The sequence below is a fragment of the Nocardia sp. NPDC003963 genome (genome assembly GCF_053605105.1).
Map to the genome: position 1 here is coordinate 21,370 of NZ_JBSGIP010000046.1, position 23,538 is coordinate 44,907.

At 67.6% G+C, this 23,538-nt stretch carries 19 protein-coding genes and 1 pseudogene; 12 read left to right on the top strand and 8 right to left on the bottom strand.

The window, feature by feature from the left end; genetic code table 11:
• Position 1: 1 nt before the first annotated feature.
• From ACWEWT_RS33540 to ACWEWT_RS33550, 3 genes are all read left to right on the top strand, one after another.
• The gene (locus tag ACWEWT_RS33540; RefSeq protein WP_452564867.1) at positions 2-298 is read left to right on the top strand and encodes a hypothetical protein; all 297 of its coding nucleotides are present in this window, start codon (positions 2-4) and stop codon (positions 296-298) included.
• A gap of 519 nt (positions 299-817) precedes the next feature.
• Entirely contained in the window at positions 818-1,903 is a 1,086-nt protein-coding gene (locus ACWEWT_RS33545) for an S-(hydroxymethyl)mycothiol dehydrogenase (protein ID WP_452564868.1), read from the top strand.
• Entirely contained in the window at positions 1,900-2,514 is a 615-nt protein-coding gene (locus ACWEWT_RS33550; RefSeq protein WP_452564869.1) for an MBL fold metallo-hydrolase, read from the top strand. Before ACWEWT_RS33545 ends, ACWEWT_RS33550 begins: the two co-directional genes overlap by 4 nt.
• 182 nt (positions 2,515-2,696) lie before the next feature.
• Here ACWEWT_RS33550 and ACWEWT_RS33555 read toward each other — a convergent pair whose 3' ends face one another.
• The 6 genes and pseudogenes from ACWEWT_RS33555 to ACWEWT_RS33580 form a co-directional block, all read right to left on the bottom strand.
• The gene (locus ACWEWT_RS33555) at positions 2,697-3,179 is read right to left on the bottom strand and encodes a nitroreductase family deazaflavin-dependent oxidoreductase (RefSeq protein ID WP_452564870.1); all 483 of its coding nucleotides are present in this window, start codon (positions 3,177-3,179) and stop codon (positions 2,697-2,699) included.
• A 23-nt stretch (positions 3,180-3,202) separates the two neighbouring features.
• Complete coding sequence (locus tag ACWEWT_RS33560; RefSeq protein ID WP_452564871.1) at positions 3,203-3,781, bottom strand: TetR/AcrR family transcriptional regulator; 579 nt, start codon at positions 3,779-3,781, stop codon at positions 3,203-3,205.
• A gap of 18 nt (positions 3,782-3,799) precedes the next feature.
• A complete protein-coding gene (locus ACWEWT_RS33565) occupies positions 3,800-5,266 on the bottom strand; it encodes an FAD-dependent oxidoreductase (protein WP_452564872.1) in 1,467 nt (488 codons plus the stop codon).
• A gap of 188 nt (positions 5,267-5,454) precedes the next feature.
• Positions 5,455-6,336: pseudogene (locus ACWEWT_RS33570) on the bottom strand (NAD(P)-dependent oxidoreductase); the annotation flags it as partial.
• Positions 6,336-7,085 (bottom strand): SDR family oxidoreductase, encoded by a 750-nt coding sequence (locus ACWEWT_RS33575; RefSeq protein ID WP_452564873.1) that lies wholly within the window; start codon positions 7,083-7,085, stop codon positions 6,336-6,338. The pseudogene ACWEWT_RS33570 and the gene ACWEWT_RS33575, both read right to left, overlap by 1 nt.
• A 96-nt stretch (positions 7,086-7,181) precedes the next feature.
• On the bottom strand, positions 7,182-8,651 hold the full coding sequence (locus tag ACWEWT_RS33580) for an aldehyde dehydrogenase (RefSeq protein WP_452564874.1): 1,470 nt from the start codon (positions 8,649-8,651) through the stop codon (positions 7,182-7,184).
• A 311-nt stretch (positions 8,652-8,962) separates the two neighbouring features.
• Between ACWEWT_RS33580 and ACWEWT_RS33585 the strand changes: the two genes are divergently transcribed.
• From ACWEWT_RS33585 to ACWEWT_RS33605, 5 genes are all read left to right on the top strand, one after another.
• On the top strand, positions 8,963-10,168 hold the full coding sequence (locus ACWEWT_RS33585; protein ID WP_452564875.1) for a cytochrome P450: 1,206 nt from the start codon (positions 8,963-8,965) through the stop codon (positions 10,166-10,168).
• The gene (locus ACWEWT_RS33590; protein WP_452564876.1) at positions 10,169-10,969 is read left to right on the top strand and encodes an SDR family oxidoreductase; all 801 of its coding nucleotides are present in this window, start codon (positions 10,169-10,171) and stop codon (positions 10,967-10,969) included.
• The gene (locus tag ACWEWT_RS33595) at positions 10,969-12,192 is read left to right on the top strand and encodes a cytochrome P450 (RefSeq protein WP_452564877.1); all 1,224 of its coding nucleotides are present in this window, start codon (positions 10,969-10,971) and stop codon (positions 12,190-12,192) included. Before ACWEWT_RS33590 ends, ACWEWT_RS33595 begins: the two co-directional genes overlap by 1 nt.
• Positions 12,189-12,674, top strand: a complete 486-nt coding sequence (locus ACWEWT_RS33600) for a glutathione peroxidase (RefSeq protein WP_452564878.1) — start codon at positions 12,189-12,191, stop codon at positions 12,672-12,674. Before ACWEWT_RS33595 ends, ACWEWT_RS33600 begins: the two co-directional genes overlap by 4 nt.
• A gap of 229 nt (positions 12,675-12,903) precedes the next feature.
• Entirely contained in the window at positions 12,904-14,106 is a 1,203-nt protein-coding gene (locus ACWEWT_RS33605) for an MCE family protein (RefSeq protein WP_452564884.1), read from the top strand.
• A 427-nt stretch (positions 14,107-14,533) separates the two neighbouring features.
• Here ACWEWT_RS33605 and ACWEWT_RS33610 read toward each other — a convergent pair whose 3' ends face one another.
• The gene (locus ACWEWT_RS33610) at positions 14,534-15,469 is read right to left on the bottom strand and encodes a TauD/TfdA dioxygenase family protein (RefSeq protein WP_452564879.1); all 936 of its coding nucleotides are present in this window, start codon (positions 15,467-15,469) and stop codon (positions 14,534-14,536) included.
• 156 nt (positions 15,470-15,625) lie between these two features.
• Entirely contained in the window at positions 15,626-16,396 is a 771-nt protein-coding gene (locus ACWEWT_RS33615) for a deoxyribonuclease IV (RefSeq protein WP_452564880.1), read from the bottom strand.
• A gap of 105 nt (positions 16,397-16,501) precedes the next feature.
• Here ACWEWT_RS33615 and ACWEWT_RS33620 point away from each other — a divergent pair, with 105 nt between their 5' ends.
• From ACWEWT_RS33620 to ACWEWT_RS33635, 4 genes are all read left to right on the top strand, one after another.
• On the top strand, positions 16,502-17,854 hold the full coding sequence (locus ACWEWT_RS33620; protein ID WP_452564881.1) for a protein kinase domain-containing protein: 1,353 nt from the start codon (positions 16,502-16,504) through the stop codon (positions 17,852-17,854).
• Between the two features lie 214 nt (positions 17,855-18,068).
• The gene (locus ACWEWT_RS33625; protein ID WP_452564882.1) at positions 18,069-19,913 is read left to right on the top strand and encodes a protein kinase domain-containing protein; all 1,845 of its coding nucleotides are present in this window, start codon (positions 18,069-18,071) and stop codon (positions 19,911-19,913) included.
• 170 nt (positions 19,914-20,083) lie between these two features.
• Complete coding sequence (locus tag ACWEWT_RS33630) at positions 20,084-20,860, top strand: ABC transporter ATP-binding protein (protein WP_452564883.1); 777 nt, start codon at positions 20,084-20,086, stop codon at positions 20,858-20,860.
• Between the two features lie 79 nt (positions 20,861-20,939).
• Positions 20,940-23,453 carry an ABC transporter permease gene (locus tag ACWEWT_RS33635; protein ID WP_452564885.1) on the top strand — a complete coding sequence of 838 codons (2,514 nt, stop codon included), beginning with the start codon at positions 20,940-20,942 and terminating at the stop codon, positions 23,451-23,453.
• The last annotated feature ends 85 nt before the right edge of the window (positions 23,454-23,538 follow it).

Sequence of the window (23,538 nt, forward strand, 5' to 3'; positions counted from 1 at the left end):
GATGATGGGAGACCAGACCACCACCGACCTGCCGGACGTGGCGGAGGGGTCCGCCGCAGCGGCGGCCCCGGAGCCGGCGGCGGATCCTGTATCGGGTGGTGCGGGTGTGACCGTGGGCAGAGTGCTGGGCTGGCTGGTCTTCGCCGGCGGGCTGGGCGCGGCGGCTTTCGGTATCGGCACCCTTCATGTGGTGATCAGTGTGATCGGTCTCATCCTGGCGTGTACCGCGGGGTTGACGCTGCTCAAGTTGCGGGCCGACGGGCCCGGACCCGAACCCGAACCGGGTATCGCCGGCTGATCCGGCGCGCTGTCGTTTTTCCGCTCGCGGAACTCTCGAATCACGCGGTCGCGTGGCTCGCGGGGTTCCGTTGCGCACTGAGTGGGACACGTGTCTGGTCAGTTTTACGGACACGTGGTTACCCGATTTCCGGTGTCCTGCCGGGGCGGTCGGCGGCCGCTGTTGCGGTAATCGATCGTTTGCCCGTCTCCTTCTTCGTCGGTACCTTGGCGCCGGTCGGGACGGATGAGAAAGAAGAGAAGAAATGATCGAAGCCGGTTCCGCGGCCCTGAATCTGGCGAATGTCGTCACTTCCATCGCCGCCAATGTGACCTATCTGCTGCAGGCCTGGGGAGTTCTCTGAGAGTTTGCCGACAGTGTGGCGGCGCACCCGGTGGGTGCGCCGCCACACTGCGTCCGGGCCGCTGGTTCGTTGCTGATCGCCGCCCCGAGCGCGCGGGGCACTGCCCGGGGCGCCGCTCGGACGGATAACGTATGCGGTATCGCGCATTACCGCATTACCGCCCGAGAGGAGATGCTGTGCCACAGCAGGTTCGAGGTGTCATCGCCCGCAGTTCCGGTGCCCCGGTCGAGTTGGTCCCGATCGTCGTTCCGGATCCGGGGCCCAGGGACGTGGTGGTGAAGATCCAGGCGTGCGGGGTCTGCCACACCGATCTGACCTACCGCGAGGGCGGGATCAACGACGAGTTCCCGTTCCTGCTCGGACACGAGGCCGCGGGTGTGGTGGAAACAGTGGGCCCGGCGGTCACCCATGTCGAACCGGGCGATTTCGTGATCCTGAACTGGCGCGCGGTATGCGGCCGGTGCCGCGCGTGTAAGCGCGGCCGCCCCTGGTACTGCTTCGACACTTTCAACGCCAGTGTGCCGATGACCCTCGAGGACGGCACCGAACTCACCCCAGCGCTCGGAATCGGCGCCTTCGCCGATAAGACCCTGGTCCACGAGGGCCAGTGCACGAAGGTCGACCCGGAGACCGATCCGGCCGTGGCCGGACTGCTCGGCTGCGGCGTGATGGCCGGTCTCGGCGCGGCGGTGAACACCGGAAACGTCGGCCGTGGCGATTCGGTGGCGGTGCTCGGCTGCGGCGGTGTCGGTGATGCCGCGATCGCCGGCGCCCGGCTGGCCGGGGCAGGCACCATCATCGCGGTGGATACCGACGCCCGGAAACTCGATTGGGCGCGTGAACTCGGCGCGACCCATATCGTCGACGCATCCGCCACCGACGCGGTCACCGCGATCCAGGATCTCACCGACGGCTTCGGTGCCGATGTGGTGATCGACGCGGTCGGCCGCCCGGAAACCTGGAAGCGGGCCTTCTACGCACGTGATCTGGCGGGCACCGTGGTGCTGGTCGGGGTGCCGACTCCCGATATGACACTGGAGATGCCGCTGATCGATTTCTTCAGCCGCGGTGGCTCGCTGAAATCGTCCTGGTACGGGGACTGCCTGCCGGAGCGGGATTTCCCGATGCTGATCGACCTGTACCGGCAGGGCCGGTTGCCGCTGGACAAATTCGTGACCGAGCGGATCGGCCTGGACGCGGTGGAACAGGCGTTCCACACCATGCACGGCGGACAGGTACTGCGTTCGGTGGTGGTGCTGTGAGCGCCCGGGTCGAACGGATCGTCACCGAGGGGCAGTTCTGCCTCGACGGCGGCTGCTGGGATGTGGCGAACAATATCTGGCTCGTCGGTGACGACAGCGAAGTGCTGATCATCGACGCCGCGCACGATGCCGGGCCGATACTCGACGCAGTCGCCGGCCGGCGGGTGACCGCTGTCGTGTGCACGCACGCGCACAACGATCACGTGACCGTGGCGCCGACGCTGTCGGCGGCGACGGGTGCGCCGATCTTCCTGCATCCCGACGACGATGTGCTCTGGCAGCAGACCCATCCCGGTGTCGAATACCGCCCGCTCACCGACGGCGAGGTGTTCCGGGTCGGTGGTGCGGAGTTGCGGGTCCTGCACACACCGGGACATTCGCCGGGATCGTGCTGCCTCTATCTGGCCGAGAACGGCGAGGTGTTCAGCGGCGATACGTTGTTCGAGGGTGGCCCGGGCGCCACCGGCCGGTCCTATTCCGACTACCCGACCATCCTCGCCTCCATCAACGAGCGGCTGTTCGGACTGCCGGAGGAGACCGTGGTGCACACGGGTCACGGATCCGACACCACCGTGGGTGCCGAACGGGCCAACGTCCCCGTGCAGCCCTGAGACAGCAACGCGCGAAAGCCGATAGGCGGTCACCTCGATCCAGGTGATCGCCTATCGGCTTCTCGGAATGCGTTCCCGATCCCCGACCCTGAGGTGGTGGGTGTCCGAGTGGGCCTCGTCCTATGGCCTGTGCCCTGCCCACACAGGCTGCCGCACCGGCGCGCGGCCGGACCCCGGAACTGTCAGAGGGTGCGCGGGACCAGCACGAATATCGGGATCCGGCGGTCGGTCCACGACTGGTAGTTGTCGAAATCCGCGTACAGTTCCAGCAGTTTCGGCCACAGCCGGTCGCGTTCGGCATCGTCGGCGAGGCGGGCACGCACCGGGATCCGGTCCTTGCCGATCTGCACGGTGGTGTCCGGCTGCGCGACGAGGTTGTAGTACCACTGGGGGTTCTTCGGCAGCCCGCCCTGCGAGGCGACCACGACGATATTCGCGTCGTCGCGCAGATACAGCAGCGGCGCCGTGAACTGCTTACCCGATTTGCGGCCGGTGTGGTCGAGCAGCAGGGTGGGTACCGGTTTGCGCAGGCCCGCCCCGACGCGCCAGGTGCCGCCGAGCCGCCCCCCGGTTTTCCGGTAGGCCCAGGTGTTGACCTTGGACATGTACTTGATGACAGTCGGCACCAGCGACGAATCGAGTTGCTTGGGGCGGTTGTTCATCATTGTTCGAAGCTTCTTTCCGGTGCTCAGCGCAGAATCAACAGCGCGGATTTCTCGATGAGATCGGCGATATCGGCGTAGGAGGCATAACCCATACCGGCCCGGACCAGCGCGCCCGCGTAGACGAGCTCGAGCGATACCACCACTTCGGGATCCGGATCGGGTCCCAGGGCGCGTTCGATCCGGGTCCGGATCTCCAGGCCGATCCGGGCGCGCAGATGCGCCACATCGGGGTCGCGGCCGAGCATGGCGCTGGTGACCGCCCCGGATACCTCTTGGTCGTCGGCGACCAGCATCGCGATGGATCGCAGTTCGGCCACCACCCGGATGATGGGATCGGGGTCCTCGCTGACCGGGGAATGCGCCGCCACCAGGCGCCGCCAGAAGATCTCGGCGACCAGATGCTCTTTCGACGAGAAATAGGTGTAGGCGGTGGCGGTCCCGACACCGGCCGCGGCGGCGACCATCCGGATGGTCATCCCGGCGAACCCCTCGCGGGTGAGCACCTCCACCGCGGCCTTCGTCAGTTTGTCGACCGTATCGGCCTGTTTCGCGGACAGGCGCCGGCGAGTCGCTTCGACGACGAGGGGTTCACCTTCGGACATGTGTCTGAATGTACCGTTTCAGTTCTTCGCGGCCGCAATCCCGGCCCGGCGGCCGTAGAAACTGCCGTCGCCCAGCGAGGTCCCGCTGGCGTAACCGCCCGCGCAGACGCCGGAGGTGCACCGGCCCGCCGCGAACAGTCCGGGGATGGGCTCCCCGCTCACGTGCAGCACCCGCGAATCCAGATCCGTGCGCAGACCACCGAGGGTGAACCCCGCGGTGAATCCGCGCATATCGAAGGCCGCGAACGGACCTTCCAGCGGTTTGGTCCACTCCTGTTTCTTGCCCAGCAGCGGATCTCTGCCGTCGACCGCGTGCTTGTTGTACAGCTCGACGGTGCTCTGCAGAGCGAGTTCGGGCAGGCCCATATCGGATTCGAGTTCGGCGACGGTCTCCGCGGCCCAGGTCGGCGGCTGCCGGAAGAACGGGGTCGAGGTCTCGGTGGTCAGCGATTCCTCGTACGCGGCCTCGCCGATGATCAGATACGCCTGGTTCTCCTGGTGGAACAGGGTCATCTGCCCGATCCGGCCGGGATAGGTGTCCTCCGGGACGTAACGCTGACCGCGTCCGTTGACGAGGATGCCGCGCGCCATCATCTGCGGATCGCCGAAGAACGCGACCTCGGTGGCGTCCATATGGGCCAGATCCGCGCCGAGCGCCTGCGCCACCCGGATGGCGATACCGTCGTGTTCCTCGATCGCGGCGCCCGGGCGGCCGATGAGCCGGGGCGCGAACCCCTCGATCATCTGGTCGTGATAGGCGAAACTGCCCGTGGCCAGCACGACTCCGCGTTCGGCGCGAATGGTCAGCTCTTTGCCGTATTGCTTGGCGACCACCCCGACCACCCGGTCACCGTCGACGACGAGGCGCTGGATGCGGATATCGTATTCGGCTGTGACACCCAGTTTCTCGGCGGTTTCGGCGAGCGGTTTCATCAGCATGTAGCCGCCACCCTTGGAACCGGTGCGCTTGTTGCTCATCTGCGGGACGTGCCCGCGCGGTGCCGGATCGGCGACGGTGTTGAAGGGGGCGGCGTTCTCGCCACCGGAATACATCAGGCCCTCGTCGTGCGGGGGCTCCCAGCCGGGCTCACCCCAGAACTCCGCTTTGAAGGGCACACCGTTGGCGACCAGCCACTCGTAGTGTTCGACACTGCCCCGGCAGTAGTCGGCGATCTTGGCCGCGTCCGCACCGGGGCCCAGCGCGGTGAGCATGAACTTCTCCATGTTCTCCGGGCTGTCCTCGAAACCGAGCGCCTTCTGCAACGGGGTGCCGCCACCGAGATAGATGAAACCACCGGCCAGCGCCGCCGCCCCGCCCCAGCCGCTGGTGCGTTCCAGGATCAGCACCTGCGAGCCCGCCCGCGCGGCCTCGATGGCGGCGCAGACCCCGGCGATCCCGTAACCGGCCACCACCACATCGGCGGTGCGGTCCCAGGTACCGACCTCGGCGGCGGGAAGTGGGCGGAGAGTAGTGGCGTCGGCCATTATTCGTCTTCCTTACTGTCGATCTGCGCGACGGCTCCCGGGGGTGTCGCAGCGGTGACATCGCGCCGCCCGGCGATGGTGCCACGGGCCGTCCCGCCCGGGGCGGAAGGCTCCCGCTCAGCGGCAGTAACACTGTCCTGCCCGGTGGCGGCCTCATCGTCCCGCTCGGCGGGTGTGACACTGTCGCGCGCGGCCGCGACCGCACCCTGGCCGACGCCGAGTCCCTCCCCGAACCGGGGTAGCGCCAGTGCGGCCAGCGGTAGCTCGGCACCCACCCGGCCGCCCAGATCCAGGGCGAGCGACAGATCCTTCTCGCCGAGTTCGCGGACATGGGTGAGGATCGACAGCCAGAAATCGCCCGCCTCGATCGGGGCCGTCGTATCGCGCAGCATGATCGACCCGGCTCCGCCGGTCACCGCGTCGGAGTGGCGGACCACCTTGCCCAGCACGGTGATATCGAGCCCGGCGGCCTCGGCCAGCCGCTGCGCCTCGGTGGCGGCGGTGAAGGAGATGAAATGCAGCAGATTACGCGCGAGCTTCATCCGGGTACCGGCCCCGACCTCGCCGGCGTGTACGACCATATCGGCGAAACAGCCGAAGGGCTCGCGTACCGCGTCGACCGCCGCGGCACTGCCGCCGATCATCACCGCCAGCCGTCCACTGTCCGCGCCCGCCGCGCCGCCGCTCACCGGTGCGTCGATCAGATCCACTCCGCGTTCGGCGCAGAGCCGCGCGAATTCCACGGCCGATTCGTCGCCGATGGTGGAGTGCACGGCCACCACGGTGCCGGGCGCGGCGGTGCTCAGCACCCCGTTCTCCCCGCTCAGCACGGCCCGGACCTGCTGATCGTTGACCACCGCGATACAGACGATCCCGCATTTCGCGGCCACTTCGGCCGCGGTCTCGGCCGCCTCCGCGCCGGCCGAGGTGAACGGTTCCAGGACTTCGGCCCGGGTATCGCAGACGGTGAGCCCGCCGCGCCAGTCCAGCAGTTTCTTGGCCATCGGCGCGCCCATCGACCCCAGGCCGATGAAACCCACCCGAGTGCCGGCGCCGGAGTCGGCGCTCATCAGCGGATCACCTGGCCGCCGTCGACGCAGAAGATCTGCCCGGTGACCCAGGACGCCTCGTCGGAGAGCAGGTAGAGCAGCGCGCCGGCCATATCGTCGGGAGTGCCCATCCGCTTGAGCGGCAGCCGGTTCACCATATCCTTGACCATGCTCTCCGGCGTGGTGGTCTTGGTGGCCTCGGTATCGGTGGGTCCCGGCGCGATCGCGTTGACCCGGATATTGGAGCCGCCGAGTTCGGTGGCCAGCTGCTGGGTGAGGCCGTTGACGCCGACCTTGGCCAGACCGTAGAAGCCGGAGTACACCCAGGCCGCCGTGGAGGACTGGTTGACGATCGAACCGCCACCGTTCGCGGCCATGTTCTCCCAGACCGCGCGGGTCATCACCAGCGCGCCGTCGAGGTTCACCGACATGAACTTCTTGTAGTAGTCCCAGGGCACGGTGAGCAGCAGATCGAGTTTCATGCCGCCGTAGATGGCGGCGTTGTTCACGAGGTGATCGATCTTGCCGTACTTCTCGACGGTGAAATCGGCCAACGCCTCGGCCGAATCCGGATCCGAGACGTCGACGGTGTGGAACGAGGCGGTTCCGCCGTCGGCCACGATCTTCTCGGCGACGGCCGTGCCGCCCTCTTCGTTCAGGTCGGCGACGACGACCGACGCGCCCTCGGCGGCCAGCGCCTGCGCGTAGACCTCGCCGATACCGCGGGCGGCGCCGGTGACGATGGCGGTCCTGCCGGTGAAACGAGCCATGGGGTGTGCTCCTCGCTGATCGGGAAAGCTTGTTCGGAAGGGGATTTCGCGTTCACGGTGCGGTGGGGCGCCGCGGCGTACGGCGCGGCTCCGCACCTATTGCGCAGTGGCGACGAGTTTGGTCTCGAGGTACTCCTCGAAGCCGGCGACACCCATTTCCCGGCCGATGCCTGACTGTTTGTATCCGCCGAACGGTGCGTCGGCGCTGTACCACATACCGCCGTTGACACCGAGGGTTCCGGTGCGCACCCGGTCGGTGACCCGGCGGATCCGCTCGGGATCCTTGCCCCAGACCGCACCGGACAGGCCGTACGGGGAATCGTTGGCGATCCGGATGGCGTCGTCGTCGCCGTCGTAGGGCAGGACCACCAGCACCGGGCCGAAGATCTCCTCCTGGGCGGCCTTGGCGCTGTTGTCCAGATCGGCGATGACGGTGGGTTCGACGTAGAAACCGCGGTCGTGTTCGGCCGGGCGGCCGCCGCCGGCCACGATCCGGCCGCCGTCGGCTCGGGCACTGTCGATATAGCCGAGCACCCGGGTGCGCTGGCGGTCGGAGATCACCGGACCGCAGACGGTGCCGGGGTTCGTGGGATCGCCGGGGCGGATACCGCGCATGGTGTTCGCGGCGGCCTCGAGTGCCTCGTCGTATTTGTTCCGCGGCACCAGCAGGCGGGTGGACAGCGCGCAGCCCTGGCCGGCGTGCACACACAGTGAGAACCCGGCGTAGCTCACCGCGGTGGGGAGGTCGGCGTCGTCGAGCACGATGAAGGCCGATTTCCCGCCGAGCTCCAGGAAGGTTTTCTTGAGGTTGGCCGCGGCCGAGGCCATCACGGCGCGGCCGGTGTTGGTGGATCCGGTGAAACTGATCAGGTCCACACGCGGGTCGCCGGACAGTTGCGCGCCCAGGCCGTGATCGGAGGAGGTGACGATATTGACCACGCCGGGCGGTATATCGGTTTCCTCGGTGATGATGGACGCCAGCGCCGCCGCGCACCACGGGGTATCGGGGGCGGGTTTGAGGACGATCGTATTGCCGGCGGCCAGTGCCGGACCCAGCTTCGCGAAGTTGATCTGGTGCGGGAAGTTCCACGGTGTGATCGCCCCGACCACACCGATCGCTTCGCGCCGCAGTGCCCGATGGGTACTGATACCCATCGGCGCGGCAACGCCCAGTTCGGTTTCCCATTCGTAGTTCGCGGCGAGCCGGGTGGCGAAGCTCAGATCCTCGACGGGCCCCTCGAGCTGGGGGCCGCTGGTGAACATGATCGGCGCGCCCACTTCGGCGACGGTGATCTCGCGCAGTTCCTCGGCGTGGGCCTTCAAGCCCGCCTGCAGTTGTTCGAGGCAGCGCACCCGGAAGGCGTGATCGCGGGACCAGTCGGTGTCGTCGAAGGCGGTCCGGGCGGCGGCGATCGCGGCATTCATATCGGCCGCGTCCGCATCGGCCGCGGTGCCGATGATCTCCTCGGTCGCCGGGTTCACATTGTCGAACACGCCGCTGCCGCCGGGCACGAGGCTGCCGCCGATCAGCAGTCGAGAACTGTCGCCGGGCAGAAGACTGTTCATGAAAGACCCCAATACTGTCTGGACAGGTGTATGGAATATAGTCCGGACTGATTCTCGAGTGCAAGAACGGGTTCTATAGTTCGTGCTCCGTGCTGATCGTGCCCGAAAGCTCGGCCGGATGGGGACGCTAGCCGGTACCGATATCGGGATTCGGCCGACTACCCGCTTCTGAGCAGTCAATTCCCGTACGATCATTGTCGCGGGGGCGTGCCGCTGGTACCGTCCAGACACATGTCCAGCTATGTGTCTCTCCCCGGCGGCCGATCGGTCGCGTCCGGCGAGAACTCGTTATCGAAACAGAGGTGGGTCCGATGACGGCCGCATCGTTGGAGCCGGTGACGTTCGATCCGTACGATTACGTCTTCCACGAAGACCCGTACCCGATCTACGCCCGGCTGCGCGCGGAGGCACCGCTCTACTACAACGCCGAACTCGACTTCTACGCGCTCTCCCGGCACGCCGATGTCACCGCGGGGTTCCGCAACGCCGCCCAGCTGTCGAACGCCAACGGGGTATCGCTCGACCCCGCGGCCTGGGGCCCGCATGCGCACAAGACCATGTCGTTCCTCGCCATGGACGATCCCCGGCATATGCGGATGCGCAAACTGGTGTTCAAGGGTTTCACCCCCAAGCGGGTGGCCGATATGGAGACCCGGATCCGGGAGCTCACCCTCGAATACCTGGAACCGGCACTCGAACGCGGCGAATTCGACTGGATCCAGGAATTCGCGGGCAAGCTGCCGATGGATGTCATCTCCGAGCTGATGGGCGTACCGGTCGCCGACCGCGACGAGATCCGCCATATGGCCGATATGGTCATGCACCGCGAGGACGGCGTGACCGATGTTCCGGATACGGCGATCGAGGCATCGCTGAACCTGGTGGTCTACTACGCCGATATGGTGGCCGAACGCCGGAAGAAACCGGCCGACGACCTCACCTCCGCACTGCTCGGGGCGGAGATCGACGGTGACCGGCTCACCGACGACGAGATCATCGGCTTCATGTTCCTGATGGTCGTCGCGGGGAACGAGACCACCACCAAACTGCTGGGCAACGCCCTGTACTGGGCCGGCCGCAATCCGGCGGAATACGCGAAGGTCACCGCCGATCCGGACCGGGTCCCGGACTGGGTCGAGGAGACGCTGCGCTACGACACCTCCAGCCAGATCGTCGCGCGGACCGCGACCGAGGACCTGGAGTACCACGGCCGGGTGATCCCGGCGGGTTCGAAGGTACTGCTGCTGATCGGATCGGCCAACCGGGACAGCGATGTCTTCGACGACGGCGACGTCTACGACCTCGACCGTGCCGAGAAGGGCAATCTGGCCAGTTTCGGCGCCGGTGTGCATTTCTGCCTCGGCGCTCATCTGGCCCGGCTGGAAACCACTGTCGCGCTGCACGAATTCGCGGCGCGCGTGCAGTCCTACCGAGTGCGCGAAGACGAATTCGTCCGCGTGCACTCGTCCAATGTCCGGGGCTTCGCCGAGCTCCCGGTCTCTGTGGAGGTGCGGTAAATGCCCCGGTTCGACCCCCATCCCGAGAAACGGCCGACCATCGTGGCCGGTGCGTCGTCGGGTATCGGTGCCGCCACCGCGGTGGAACTGGCCGCCCAGGGCCATCCGGTGGCGCTCGGCGCGCGCCGGGTGGAGATCCTGGAGGAACTGGCCGGCAAGATCCGGGCCGACGGCGGCACCGCGTTCGCGTACCGGCTCGATGTCACCGATCAGGCCTCGGTCGACGAATTCGTGGCCGCGGCCGAGGCGGCCATCGGACCCACCGAGATCCTGGTCTCCGGGGCTGGTGATATCGAATTCGGGCTCATCCAGGACATGGATCCCGCCGATTTCGCGCATCAGGTACAGATCCACCTGATCGGTGCGCACCGGATGGCCCATGCGGTGCTGCCCGGCATGCTGGCCCGGCGGCGCGGCGATCTGGTGCTGATCAGTTCCGACTGCGCGCCGCTGCCCCGCCCGTGGAACGGCGCCTACAGCGCCGCGAAGGCCGGCGTCGAGGCGATGGTCCAGCAGTTGCGGATGGAACTCGAGGGCACCGGCATCCGGGCATCGCTGGTACGGCCCGGGCCCACCGTCACCGGGATGGGGATGAACGCCTCGCCCGAGGTGGTGGGGCCGCTGCTGGAGTCCTGGCAGTCCTGGGGTCTGGCGCGGCATCCGTACATGCTGCGCGCCGGTGATCTGGCGCGGGCGGTCTCCGCGGTCGTCGGCACCCCGCGTGGTGCCCATCTCGTACTGGTCGAGGTGCAACCGGAAGCGCCGCTGCGACCGCTCCCGGAAGAAGGAAAGGACTCCTGATGACAACCGCACTGCCTCCCGGTTTCGATTTCACCGACCCCGCGCTGTGGGCCGATCGCAGCCCGGTGGAGGAGTTCGCGCTACTACGGCGAACGGCCCCGGTCTGGTGGAACGCCCAATCCGACGAGACCTCGGGCGGTTTCAACGACGGCGGCTACTGGGTGGTCAGCACGCTGGAAGACGTCAAGGAACTCTCCCGAAACCCGGAGCTGTACTCGTCCCAGCAGAAGGGGTCCATCGTCCGGCTGCCCGGCGATATCACCCCCGACCAGATGCAGCTCACCGAGGCGCTGCTGGTGAACATGGATCCGCCGAAACATTCGAAAGTGCGGCGGATCGTCGCCAAGGGCTTCACGCCCCGGGCGGTGGAGGGTCTGCGGGACGCGCTCACCGAGCGCGCGCACCGGATCGTGCACGAGGCCAAGAAGGCCGGCGGCGGTGATTTCGTCACCCAGGTCGCCTGCGAACTGCCCCTGCAGGCGATCGCCGAACTGCTCGGGGTCCCGCAGGAGGACCGCCGCAAGGTGTTCGACTGGTCGAACCAGATGCTCAACTACGACGATCCCGAATACGGCGATCCGACCGTCGCCTCGGCGGAGATCCTCGGTTACGCCTGGAACATGGCCGAACAGCGCCGGTCGTGTCCGGCCGACGATATCGTCACCCAGCTGGTCAACGCCGATGTCGACGGTGACGGGCTGGCCTCCGACGAGTTCGGTTTCTTCGTCATCCTGCTCGCGGTCGCGGGTAACGAGACCACTCGTAACGCCATCACCCACGGGATGAAGGCGTTCGTGGACAATCCGCAGCAGTGGGAGCTGTACCGGGAGCAGCGGCCGCGCACCGCACCCGACGAGATCGTGCGCTGGGCTACGCCGGTGACCGCGTTCCAGCGCACCGCCACCGCCGATCACGTGCTGGGCGGGCAGGAGATCGAGAAGGGCCAGCGGCTCGGATTGTTCTACAGCTCGGCCAATTTCGACCAAGCGGGGTTCGACGAACCGTTCCGCTTCGATATCCTGCGCGATCCGAATCCACATGTCGGATTCGGTGGCACCGGCACCCACTACTGTGTGGGCGCGAACCTCGCCCGGCTGGAAATCGACCTGATGTTCAACGCGATCGCCGACGCCATGCCCGGCCTGGAATCCGTTTCGGATCCGGTACGGTTGCGGTCGGGGTGGATCAACGGAATCAAGAGTTGGCAGGTGCGCTACGAATGAACGTCCGAGAAATTCCGGTGAACACACTGTCCGGTTCGGCTTCCACGCTCGGTGAGCTGGTCGGCGACCGGGTGGTCCTGCTGGTCAATGTCGCGTCGAAATGCGGGTTGACACCGCAGTACACCGGGTTGGTCGAATTGCAGAAGGCCTACGGCGACCGCGGTTTCAGTGTGGTCGGGGTCCCGTGCAACCAGTTCATGGGCCAGGAGCCGGGCAGTGCCGAGGAGATCCAGCAGTTCTGCTCGACCACCTACGGGGTGGACTTTCCCCTGTTGGAGAAGGTCGAGGTGAACGGCGACGGCCGGCATCCGCTCTACCGGGAGATCATCGATACCCCGGACGCCGAGGGCGCGGCCGGGGATGTGCAGTGGAATTTCGAGAAGTTCCTGATCGACCGGGACGGGGCCGTGGCCGGGCGATTCCGGCCCACCACCACGCCGGATGCGGACACGCTGGTCGCGGCGATCGAGAAAGCGCTGTAGCCCCTGCCGTAACGGCTTATGATCGAGGCCCGCTCACCCGATGGTGAGCGGGCCTTTTCACTTTCTACCTGCGAAAACAGTGTGATGCGGCGAAATCCGGACGTGATCGGTGAAAACCGCCCGCCGGGATTGAATCAGCCATAACATGGACAACTGTCTGGACATAAATCCGGCTCAGTTCGGCACGCCGGGGTGCCGAACGGTTCGAGGCAGGTGAGTGGTGGTATCGATACACGACCGGTCCGATCGGCAGACGACTGCGCGCAAGGTCTGGGCCGCGGTGCAGTACAAGCTCGCGGCACTGGGGATGGTGCTGGTCGTCGTCCTCGCCGTGGTCTTCTCGCTGGTCATGTTCTTCGGTGGTTTCACATCCAAGGAACCGGTGGCCGTCGTAGTGCCCCGTAGCGGCTTGGTGATGGACCCCGACGCCAAGGTGAAATTCCGCGGCGCGGAGGTCGGCCGGGTCGGCAAGATCGAATCCGGGAACGGGGAGGTACGCCTCGAACTGGATATGAACCCCGATCTGATGCGGCTGGTGCCGGCGAACGCGCAGGTCGATATCCGCTCCACCACGGTATTCGGCGCCAAGTACGTGAATTTCCTGGAGCCCGCCCAGCCCGCCGGCCGGCTGCAACCCGGCCAGGTACTCCGCGGCGAATCGGTGACCGTCGAATTCAACACACTGTTCGAACGGCTGACCGAAGTGCTGAACATGGTGCAGCCGGAGAAACTCAACGCCACGCTCACCGCGCTCGGCACCGCACTCCAGGGTCGCGGCGAACAACTCGGCGATCTGCTGGTGAACGCGGATCGGTTGATCCGTGAGCTCAATCCGAGCCTGCCCGCGCTACAGCGCGATTTCCAGTCGACCGCCGCGGTGACCAACCTCTACGCCGACACCGCACCGGACCTGCTGCGCACCGTCGACAACGCCACCGCGCTCAGCCATACCCTCACCGAGAACGAACAGAGCTTCGACGCTCTGCTGCTCGATACGATCGGCCTGGCCGACACCACGGGCGCGGTGCTGAACGAGAACGAGCAGAGCCTGGTCACCGCCCTGGATCTGCTACGGCCCACAACCGAACTGCTGAACACCTACAAACCCACCCTGACCTGCGTCATCAGCGGTCTCGCCAAGGCGATGCCGCTGGCCGAGGACCTGTTCGGCGGACGTAACCCGGGCGCCTCGTTCAACGCGAGCTTCATGTACGGCGCGGAGGCCTATCAGTACCCCAACGACCTGCCCAAGGTGAACGCGACCGGCGGGCCGCGTTGCGAGGGGGTACTGGACCGGATCCCGGGCAGCCACGCGGACTATCTGGTCACCGATACCTCGGAGGTCAACCCGTTCATCCCGTCCACCCGGATCTATCAGAACCATCCCACGGTGTTCGAGTTCCTCTTCGCCGGAATGCCCGGTATGCGCTGAGCTCCGCCCGGGGTGGTGTCAGGAGCCGCTCTCGGGCTGTCCGGGCCCGGGTCGGACACACATCACCCCGCCGCAGGGTTTATCCGTGAGTCCGGCGGGGTTCGGATGGACGGTCGGGCGCCGGTGGGCGGGCGCGCGCAGTTCGTAACGGCTGCGGCTACGGGGGCCGCGGGCAGTGCGACGTCGTTTCACCGGGCGGCTCCCGGTGCGCCCCCGAGCGCAGCGGTCCGCACCCGGCCCCGGGGGTGATTCCGGGTACGGCCGGAATCACCCGGGAAGGCCCCGGTAACGCCCGGTGCCGCATGGGGCGAACCTGTCGGTGACCAGTAGTTCATGGCCCCCAGTCTGGCGGATGCCCCCTCGGGCGGTCGCAACGGGGGTTTACCCGGCGGACCTGCGGCACGCCCGGTCGCGGAGACCGACCGGCTCAGGAGGCCAGCCGCCGCGGCGCCTCGACCACCGAGTAGTGCGCGGCGTCACCGGTGAGCACGGTGCTCGGCCGACCGTCGACACCCACCGGAATATCGCCGGCCAGGGTGATCCGGGTCAACCGGCGGGGCTGCCCGTCGTAGTCGTTCACCGCGTAGTGCTGGGTGGCACGGTTGTCCCAGATCGCGATATCGCCGAGCTGCCAATCCCAGCGGACCGTGTTCTCCAGCCGGGTCACCCGATCCTGGAAGAGCCGGAACAGCGTCTGCGATTCGGTGGTCGAGAAACCGACGAAGTTCCGCACGAAATGGCCGAGCAGCAGCGCCCGCTCCCCGCTCTCCGGATGCACTCGCACCACGGGGTGCTCGGTCTCGTACAGCGAGGACTCGAATTCGGCCCGGTGCTCACGGGTCTTCGCGTCGGGGCTCTCCCCGTGCCGGCCCACATAGTCGTAGACATTGGTGTGTACAGCCCGCAGGTTCTCGGCCAGCAACCGCAACGGCTCGGGCAGCGAATCGTAGGCCGCCACGGTGGACGCCCAGGTGGTGGTGCCACCGTAGGGCGGCAGCGTGACCGCCCGCAGGATCGATGCCTTCGGGATCCGGTCCACGAAGGTCACATCGGTATGCCAGCTGTTGGCGCTGCCGTACTCCGAATCGATCGCCAGCGTCTTCTCGCCGTGCGAGGTGACCGTCGGATGCGGGGTGGTCGGGCTGCCCAGCAGTTCGGCGAACTCGTACTGCCCGTCCTCGGTGAGCTGATCCTGACCGCGGAAGAAGATGACCTTGTGTTCCACCAGCGCTTTGCGAATGGTCTCGACGGCCGCCGGGCCGAGGTCACCGCCCAGTCGCACCCCGTCGATCCGCGCCCCGATCCTGGACCCGAGCTTGACCACGGTGGGGAGGGTGGCGGGGGTGGTGTTTTCGGATGTCATGGGCACCTCACGGATCGAGAGCGGAATCGTTCGCTCTCCGAGCACACCACCGGCCCCGGGCACCGAACAGGGTTGCGGTCGTACTGATCACAACGGTGCGCTCGCGCGTACGGGCCGCCGGCCGTCCAGGCAGCCGCCGACCGGATCTTCGCGCCGTCAGCCGAGGTGTTCGCGCAGATAGGCCAGATCTTCGGCCAGACCCTCGGCGGGGGTTTCCAGCACCACCGGTGCGGCCGCGGTCCGGCACACTTCGGTGAGCAGGTCCGGATCGATGGTGCCGTCGGCGAAATTGGCGTGCCGGTCGGCACCCGAATCGAATGCGTCACGCGAGGAATTGAGATGCACCAGATCGATCCGGCCGGTGATGGCCCGGATCCGATCCACCACGCCCACCAGCTCCTCGCCACCCGCCCACGCGTGACAGGTATCGAGGCAGAAACCGGCGTCGTACTCGCCGACGGCATCCCACAGCCGGGCGATATTGTCGAAATACCGGGCCATGGCGTGGTTTCCACCGGCGGTGTTCTCGATCAGGATCGGGACCGCGAAACCGCCCTTGTCCTGCTGGCGTTCGAATAGCTTGCGCCAGTTGTCGAACCCGGTCTCCATTTCGGCGTCGGATCGCACATGGCCGCCGTGCACGACCAGCCCGAACGCGCCGAGATCGGCGGCCGCCCGCGCCTGCTGGGCCACCGCGTTGCGCGAGGGCATCCGCAGGCGGTTGTTGGTGCTGGCGACATTGATCTGATAGGAGGAGTGGACCACCACATCGATCGGGCTGGCCAGGATCTGCTCGGTCGCCGGATGCGGTGCGGGTTTGTCCCAGCTCTGCGGATCCACCACGAACAGTTGCACTACATCGGCGCCGAGTCGCTCGCCGTACCCGATCGGGTCGCCGTCCGTGCGGACGTGTGCTCCAATGCGCATACCGTCAGACTATCGGCCCGAACCGACAGGCCTCGTGTTGCGCCCGGCCGGTGCGGGAAGATACACCGGAAGATACGCGTACGACCCGACGAGGGGGAATCGGCCATGCTCGAGCCCGGTGACGACTTCGCGGGCTATGCCATCCGGCGGCGGCTGGGCGTCGGAGGTATGGGCATGGTGTTCCTCGCCCGGCATCCACGGCTCCCGCGGCTGGTGGCGTTGAAACTGCTCAACCCGGACCTGTACTCGGACAGGGAGATCCGCCTGCGCTTCGAACGCGAATCCGAACTCGCGGGCCGGCTCGAGCACCCGAATATCGTCACCGTCTACGACCGCGGCGCGGAGGGCGAACAGCTCTGGATCTCGATGCAGTACGTACCGGGTTCGGACGCCTCCCTGGTGGATCTGCACGTCCTCGATCCGCGCCGGGCGGTGCAGATCGTCGCCGATACCGGGATCGCCCTCGATTTCGCCCATGCCAACGGGGTGCTGCACCGAGACGTGAAACCGGGCAACATCCTGCTCGCGAAACCACCCATCGGACAGCCGGAACGGGTGCTGCTCACCGATTTCGGTATCGCGGGGGTGCGCGACGCCGAAACGACCATCGCCGCGGCGGACACCATCACCGCGACCCTGGCCTACGCCGCGCCCGAACAGCTCACCGGCGCGAAACTCGATCAGCGTGGTGACCAGTACTCCCTGGCCTGCACGCTGTTCTGGCTGCTCACCGGGGCCGGGCCGTATCGGGGCAACAATCCGGCCGAGCTCATCCAGGCGCATCTGACGGCGCCGGTACCCAGGGTCAGCCGGATCCGGGCCGGGCTGCCGCCGGCGCTCGACGAGGTACTCGCGCGGGCGCTGGCGAAGAATCCCACCGAACGGTTCCTGAGCTGTAGTGAATTCACCGCGGCCGCCGCGCAGACACTGCGCCCGTCCGGACCGCGCGGTGGGCAGCCGGGCGGGGTCAGGTTGCGGCCCGATCCCCGGCATCCGGCGCCCACCGGGTGGCAACCGGGGTACGGGTCGGGCGAATTCCGGCAATCACCGCCGCGGGGTGTGCCACCGCATCCTTCCACCGGGTATCGTCGGCCCGGTCCGGCGCCGCGGCATCCGTCCACCGAGTTCGGACAGCCCACCGCCGGCCCGCCCTACCGATCCGCGGAATACCGGCAGCCCGGTCCCGGTGGTCCGCCGCAGCTACCCGGTGATCACCGGCCGCCCGGCGGCCCACGACACGGTTCGGCGGAGTTCCGGCAGCCGGATCCCGGCGCCCGTCCGACGCCCGGGCCCGGATCCCCGGCCGACCAGCGGGTCACCCGCCCCGACCGTCCGCATCGTTCGAACCCGGCCGAATCGGCGATGATCGAACTGCCCGGTTTCCGCAACCGGCCCGGCGGGACACCACCACCGCCCGCACCCCAGCGGCCCCCCGCGGATCCCGGCGGATCGCCGTAGCGGTCGGGCCGGCGGGGCCCGAGGCGGAGTGTCGTACCCGTAGCGGCCGTGTTGCGGCTGCGTATGTGTACCGATGAGAGCCCTCGGCGCCTTCTCGACTGCTGCTATGGTTTCGATGATTTCGCGTGCCCGGACCCGTGCGGTCCGGACACGCTTTTCGTCTACGCCTGTGTACCGGTGGGTCCCGGTCCCGCAGGCGGGAATTGGAGCAGACATGCTGGCCAACGGCGATGTTTTCGCCGGCTATGTCATCGACCGGCAACTCGGCCGGGGTGGGATGGGCTCGGTCTACCTTGCGAAACATCCGCGCCTGCCGCGGATGACAGCGCTGAAGCTGCTGAATCGGGAGATGTTCTTCGACAAGGAGGTGCGCGCCAGATTCGAACGGGAGGCCGATCTGGTCGCCCGGCTGGACCACCCCAATATCGTCACGGTCTACGACCGCGGTCTCGAGGACGAACAGCTGTGGATCTCGATGCAGTTCATCGACGGTATCGATGCCGCCTCGGTGGATCCACAGAAACTGCCGCCCGAACGGGCCGTCCAGATCATCGCCGAAACCGCGTCCGCGCTCGACTACGCGCACGGGATGGGCGTGATGCACCGGGACGTGAAACCGGCCAATATCCTGCTGGCCCGCTCCACCGGCGGCCGCGGTGAACGTGTCTATCTGACCGATTTCGGTATCGCGCGGCTGCGCGACGACACCGGGCACCTCACCCAGACCGGGACGTTCACCGCCACGCTGGCCTACGCCTCACCCGAACAGCTCACCGGCGCGGATCTCGATCACCGCTCGGACCAGTATTCGCTGGCCTGCTCGCTGTACTGGTTGCTCACCGGCAGCGGACCGTTCACCTCCACCAACCCGGCGGGGGTCATCCAGGGGCATCTGCAAGCGCCGCCGCCGTCGCTGAGCGCGGCTCGGCCGGAGTTGCCGCCCGCACTGGACGCGGTGCTGGCCAAGGCGATGGCGAAACGTCCCGACGACCGGTTCACCTCGTGCAGCGAATTCGCCGAAGCCGCCAAACACGTTCTGTCCTCGCCCAGTTCGCCGGGGATCCCGCAGGCCGTACCGCCCACCGCGATCAACCCGCTGCACCAGCCCGGCCCGTACAGCAGTGGCGCGAACCAGTACCCGAGCACTGCCGCGCCCCAGCCCTATGCCAGCGGCACCCAGCCGCAGCCCTATGCGAGCGGCGTGCAGGCCCAGCCGTACGGCAGTGGCGTCCAGGGCCAGCCCTACGCCGGTGCTCCGCAGGGGCAGCAGCAGTACGCGAGCGGATTCCAGCAGAGCCCCGGCGACCCGCAGCAGCCCTACGGCGGCGTACCCGGGTACCCCGGCCAGGCCGGCCAGTCGTTCGGCGGCGGTACGCCGGGCGGGTACACCCAGCCGACCAGTTACCCGCAGCCGATGGCGCAGGTCCAGCAGGGGCCGCGGCCGCCCAAATCGAATACCGGGCTGATCGCCGCCATCTGTATCGGGCTCGTGGTACTGATCGGTGTCGTCATCGGTGTGGTGGCCATGGCCACCAGTGACGGTGGCGGCGGAACCGACCCCACGGCCGCCGGGACCAGCACTCGGACCACTGTGGCGCCGGTACCCGCCACCGCGGATTCCATCAGCAAGGAGTTCCCACGGCTGGTGCCGAAGTCGACCTCGGAAGAGACCGGCTACAACAACGCGAAATGCTGGGAAACCGACAGCAGCTACACCCCCAGCCCCGATGACGGCGAACCCGATCTCGGCAAATGGGCCTGGCAGTGGCGTTGCTACGGCGGTAACGACAACGACGATCCGTTCTACCGGATCTACGCCTACGCCTCGGCGGCCGATGTGGAATCGGTGATCAAGGGGCTGCCCGCGACCTCGGAGAAGTCCAGCGACACCAGCGGTGGCCGGACCTACACCAACTACAAATGGGACAGCGACGGCCCGAAGATGGTCACGGTGTTCACCAACCATCCGGAACGGGCCCAGTATCTGATGTACACCGACGGTATCGTCGGCACCATCGACGAGATGCTGACCTGGTGGAAGTCGGCACCGCTGAACTGAGCTGTGCCCCGGCGACGGCGGGCCCGCGTGCGCGGGCCCGCCGTCGCCGTCCCCGGGTCCGGCCACGACCGCCGTCATCCCACCCGCGTATCGCGGGGTACGCGAGGGTGTACAGGTAGTCAGGGCGATCCCGGATGGCGCGGTTCGCGGTGGCCCGACACACTGGACCCATGACTGCTCACGCTGTCGACGTGGACCCGGCCGAGCCGGGCGCCACGTCCACTGTCGCCGCCGGCGCCATCGAACTGACCAAGGTCTACGGGACCGGGGATACGCGGGTCACCGCGCTGGACGCCGTATCGGTCGATTTCGCGCGGGGAGAGTTCACCGCCATCATGGGGCCCTCCGGCTCCGGGAAATCGACCCTCATGCACTGCCTGGCGGGGCTGGACGAGGCCAGCTCGGGCCGGGTGCGCATCGGGGATACCGAGCTCACCGATCTCTCCGACAAACAGATGACCGCCCTGCGGCGGGATCGCGTCGGCTTCGTGTTCCAGGCGTTCAACCTGGTCCCGACCCTGACCGCGCTGGAGAACATCACTCTGCCGCTCGATATCGCCGGGCGCACCCCGGACCACGAATGGGTCGCCACGGTACTGAAGCGGCTCGGGCTGGAGGACCGGCTCGGGCACCGGCCCAGCGAACTGTCCGGTGGCCAGCAGCAGCGGGTCGCCTGCGCCCGGGCGCTGGCGGGCAAACCGCAGATCATCTTCGGCGACGAACCGACCGGCAACCTGGACTCCCGGTCGTCCGGTGAGGTGCTGTCCATCCTGCGGGCGGCGGTGGACGAATTCGGCCAGACGGTCGTCATCGTCACCCACGAGCCCACCGCCGCGGCCTACGCGGACCGGGTCGTGTTCCTGGCGGACGGCCGGATCGTGGACGAGATGCGCGATCCGACCGCCGACTCGGTACTGGACCGGATGAAAGCACTGGAGGTCCGGTGACCCACCGCGACCTGCGGAGCATCGGATCCGCGCTGCCGGGCCGATCGGTGGAGGTGGTCCGGTAGTGGCCGCCCATCCCATGCGCAGAGTGGCCCTGCGCAATCTCGCCGCGCACAAGGTGCGGTTGGTGCTGACCCTGCTCTCGGTCGTACTCGGGACGGCCTTCATCGCGGGCTCGTTCGTCTTCACCGATACGTTGCAGCGCACCTTCGACGGTATCTTCGCGAGCGAGGCCAAGGGCGTCGATGTCCGGATCAGTCCGGAGGAGCGGCAGTCCGCGGGGATCCCCCAGGACGTTGTCGACCGCGTGGCCGCGATGGACGGGGTCCGTACGGTGGCTCCCGGTATCGAGGGCTCGGTGGTGCTGCTCGATCCGACCGGGAAGAAGGCAGTGCAGACCGGCGGTGCCCCCAGCTGGGGACAGGCCTATATCCCGCCGCAGCGGGCGGTCGCCGAACCCGATCCGTTCGTCGAGGGTGTACCGCCGGCCGGGCCCGGGCAGGTAGCGCTCAATACCGGCGCCGCCGAACGGGCCGGCCTGAAAGTGGGGGATCACACGAAGGTCCTCGTCCCCTCGCACGGCGCGCCCATCGACGTGACGCTCACCGGTACCTACGCCCCGCCCTCGGATACCGGCGGTTTCATCGGATTGCAGTTCACCGAGGCCCAGGCCCGGGAACTGTTCACCGACGGGACCCATGTCGCCTATCTGGATATCGCGGCCGAAGGTATCCCGGGTGACACCCTGCGCGACCGATTGTCCATGCTGTACCCGGACTACAAAGTGCAGAACGGTGATCAGGTACGCGCCGATATGAAGGCGCAGATCTCCGAGGCGCTGAACTTCCTGAACTATTTCCTGCTGGCCTTCGGCGCCATCGCGCTGATCGTGGGCACCTTCATCATCTACAACACCTTCTCGATGCTGGTGGCGCAGCGGCTCCGGGAACTCGCGCTGCTGCGGGCCGTCGGCGCGAGCCGCGGGCAGGTGGGGCGCTCGGTGGTCGGGGAGGCGCTGGTCGTGGGTGTGCTCGGCAGTCTGCTCGGACTGCTGGCCGGTATCGGGCTCGCCTACGGTCTGGCCGGTCTGCTGAACGCCTTCGACCTGGGCTTGCCGACCGGCCGGATGGCCGTCCTGCCCCGAACCGTGGCGGTGGCCTTCGTGGTGGGCCTGCTGGTCACAGTGGTGAGTGCGTACGCGCCGGCCCGCCGTGCCTCCCGTATCCCGCCGGTCCAGGCCATGCGTGAGGAATTCGCCTCCGCCGGTGATTCGCTGCGCGCGCGGACGGTGACCGGTGCGGTGCTGGCGGTGGTGGGTATCGTGCTCGTCATCCTGGGCGCCCGGTACACCGGCGGTGGGGCGGCAGCGGTGGTCGGTGTCGGTGCGCTCGGCCTGATCCTGGCCGTACTGTTCGCCTCGCCCGCGATCTCACGTCCGGTATTGGCCGGGCTGGGCTGGCTGATCCGGCCGTTCGGGTCGATCGGGCGGATGGCGCGCAACAACGCCATCCGCAATCCGCGCCGCACCGCCGCCACCGCCTTCGCGCTGACCCTGGGCCTGATGCTGGTCACGGCGATCGGGATGCTGGGCGAATCGGCGAAGGTCAGTATCTCCCGTCTGGTGGACCAGGGCATCGAAGCCGACTACGTCCTCACCGGACCACAGATGATGGGTGTGCCGACCGGTGCCGCCGACGCGGTGCGGGCGAAGGTACCCGAGGCGGCCCAGACCGTGGGGCTGCGCGGGGTCGCGCTGAAGATCGATGACGACAACGAGTTCGGCACCGCACCCGACGGCGCGCTGGATCAGGTCGTGAATCTGGATATGCTGAGCGGCGCACCGACACTCGGGGATTCGGAAATCCTGCTCGGTCAGGACGAAGCCGAACAGCACGGGGTGACGGCCGGTGACCCTCTCACGGTGACAACCCTCGACGGTTCGGAGATACCGCTGACCGTCTCCGGGGTCTATGTGGACTCGCAGGTCCTGGGCCCGCTGATCGTGCCGCCCACGGTCTACGAGCGCGCGGTGCCGGTCGCCATGCGGGCCGACGCCGCGGTACTGATCAAGGCTCGGCCCGGCACCGATCTCGCGTCCATGCGCACCGATCTGGAGCGCGCCACCGAGGAATTCGTGATCGTGCAGGTCCAGGATCGCGAGGAGTTCAAGGGCGAGAACGCCAAACAGATCAACAATCTGCTGGCCATCCTGTACGGACTGCTCGCGCTGGCGGTTGTGATCGCGGTACTCGGTATCGTCAACACCCTGGCCCTGTCGGTGGTGGAGCGACGCCGCGAGATCGGAATGCTGCGCGCGGTGGGTACCCAGCGTGCGCAGGTCCGGCGGACGATCTACCTGGAATCGATGTTGATCGCGGTATTCGGTGCGCTGGTCGGTGCGGTTCTGGGGCTGGGGCTCGGTGTCGGATTCCTGCGCACCCTGCGCGATCTCGGCCTGGACCAGATCGCGGTGCCATGGGATCAGCTGGTGTACATGCTGATCGGTTCGGCCGTCGTGGGTGTGCTGGCCGCACTCTGGCCCGCGATCCGTGCTGCCCGCACCCCACCGCTGGCCGCGATCGCCGACGTATAGGTTCCGCCGCGGTGGGGGCGGGCGCCAGCAACGGCGCGCGCCCCACCCACAAAAAAAAAAACCGCGCCGCCGGCGAGAGGAACAA

Bases quoted from the DNA above. Each gene is read 5' to 3' on its own strand.
- ACWEWT_RS33590 (WP_452564876.1), top strand. From the start codon at position 10,169: ATGCCCCGGTTCGACCCCCATCCCGAGAAACGGCCGACCATCGTGGCC.
- ACWEWT_RS33565 (WP_452564872.1), bottom strand. From the start codon at position 5,266: ATGGCCGACGCCACTACTCTCCGCCCACTTCCCGCCGCCGAGGTCGGT.
- ACWEWT_RS33540 (WP_452564867.1), top strand. From the start codon at position 2: ATGATGGGAGACCAGACCACCACCGACCTGCCGGACGTGGCGGAGGGG.
- ACWEWT_RS33585 (WP_452564875.1), top strand. From the start codon at position 8,963: ATGACGGCCGCATCGTTGGAGCCGGTGACGTTCGATCCGTACGATTAC.
- ACWEWT_RS33560 (WP_452564871.1), bottom strand. From the start codon at position 3,781: ATGTCCGAAGGTGAACCCCTCGTCGTCGAAGCGACTCGCCGGCGCCTG.
- ACWEWT_RS33580 (WP_452564874.1), bottom strand. From the start codon at position 8,651: ATGAACAGTCTTCTGCCCGGCGACAGTTCTCGACTGCTGATCGGCGGC.
- ACWEWT_RS33610 (WP_452564879.1), bottom strand. From the start codon at position 15,469: ATGACATCCGAAAACACCACCCCCGCCACCCTCCCCACCGTGGTCAAG.
- ACWEWT_RS33625 (WP_452564882.1), top strand. From the start codon at position 18,069: ATGCTGGCCAACGGCGATGTTTTCGCCGGCTATGTCATCGACCGGCAA.
- ACWEWT_RS33555 (WP_452564870.1), bottom strand. From the start codon at position 3,179: ATGATGAACAACCGCCCCAAGCAACTCGATTCGTCGCTGGTGCCGACT.
- ACWEWT_RS33635 (WP_452564885.1), top strand. From the start codon at position 20,940: ATGCGCAGAGTGGCCCTGCGCAATCTCGCCGCGCACAAGGTGCGGTTG.
- ACWEWT_RS33630 (WP_452564883.1), top strand. From the start codon at position 20,084: ATGACTGCTCACGCTGTCGACGTGGACCCGGCCGAGCCGGGCGCCACG.
- ACWEWT_RS33615 (WP_452564880.1), bottom strand. From the start codon at position 16,396: ATGCGCATTGGAGCACACGTCCGCACGGACGGCGACCCGATCGGGTAC.
- ACWEWT_RS33575 (WP_452564873.1), bottom strand. From the start codon at position 7,085: ATGGCTCGTTTCACCGGCAGGACCGCCATCGTCACCGGCGCCGCCCGC.
- ACWEWT_RS33620 (WP_452564881.1), top strand. From the start codon at position 16,502: ATGCTCGAGCCCGGTGACGACTTCGCGGGCTATGCCATCCGGCGGCGG.
- ACWEWT_RS33595 (WP_452564877.1), top strand. From the start codon at position 10,969: ATGACAACCGCACTGCCTCCCGGTTTCGATTTCACCGACCCCGCGCTG.
- ACWEWT_RS33600 (WP_452564878.1), top strand. From the start codon at position 12,189: ATGAACGTCCGAGAAATTCCGGTGAACACACTGTCCGGTTCGGCTTCC.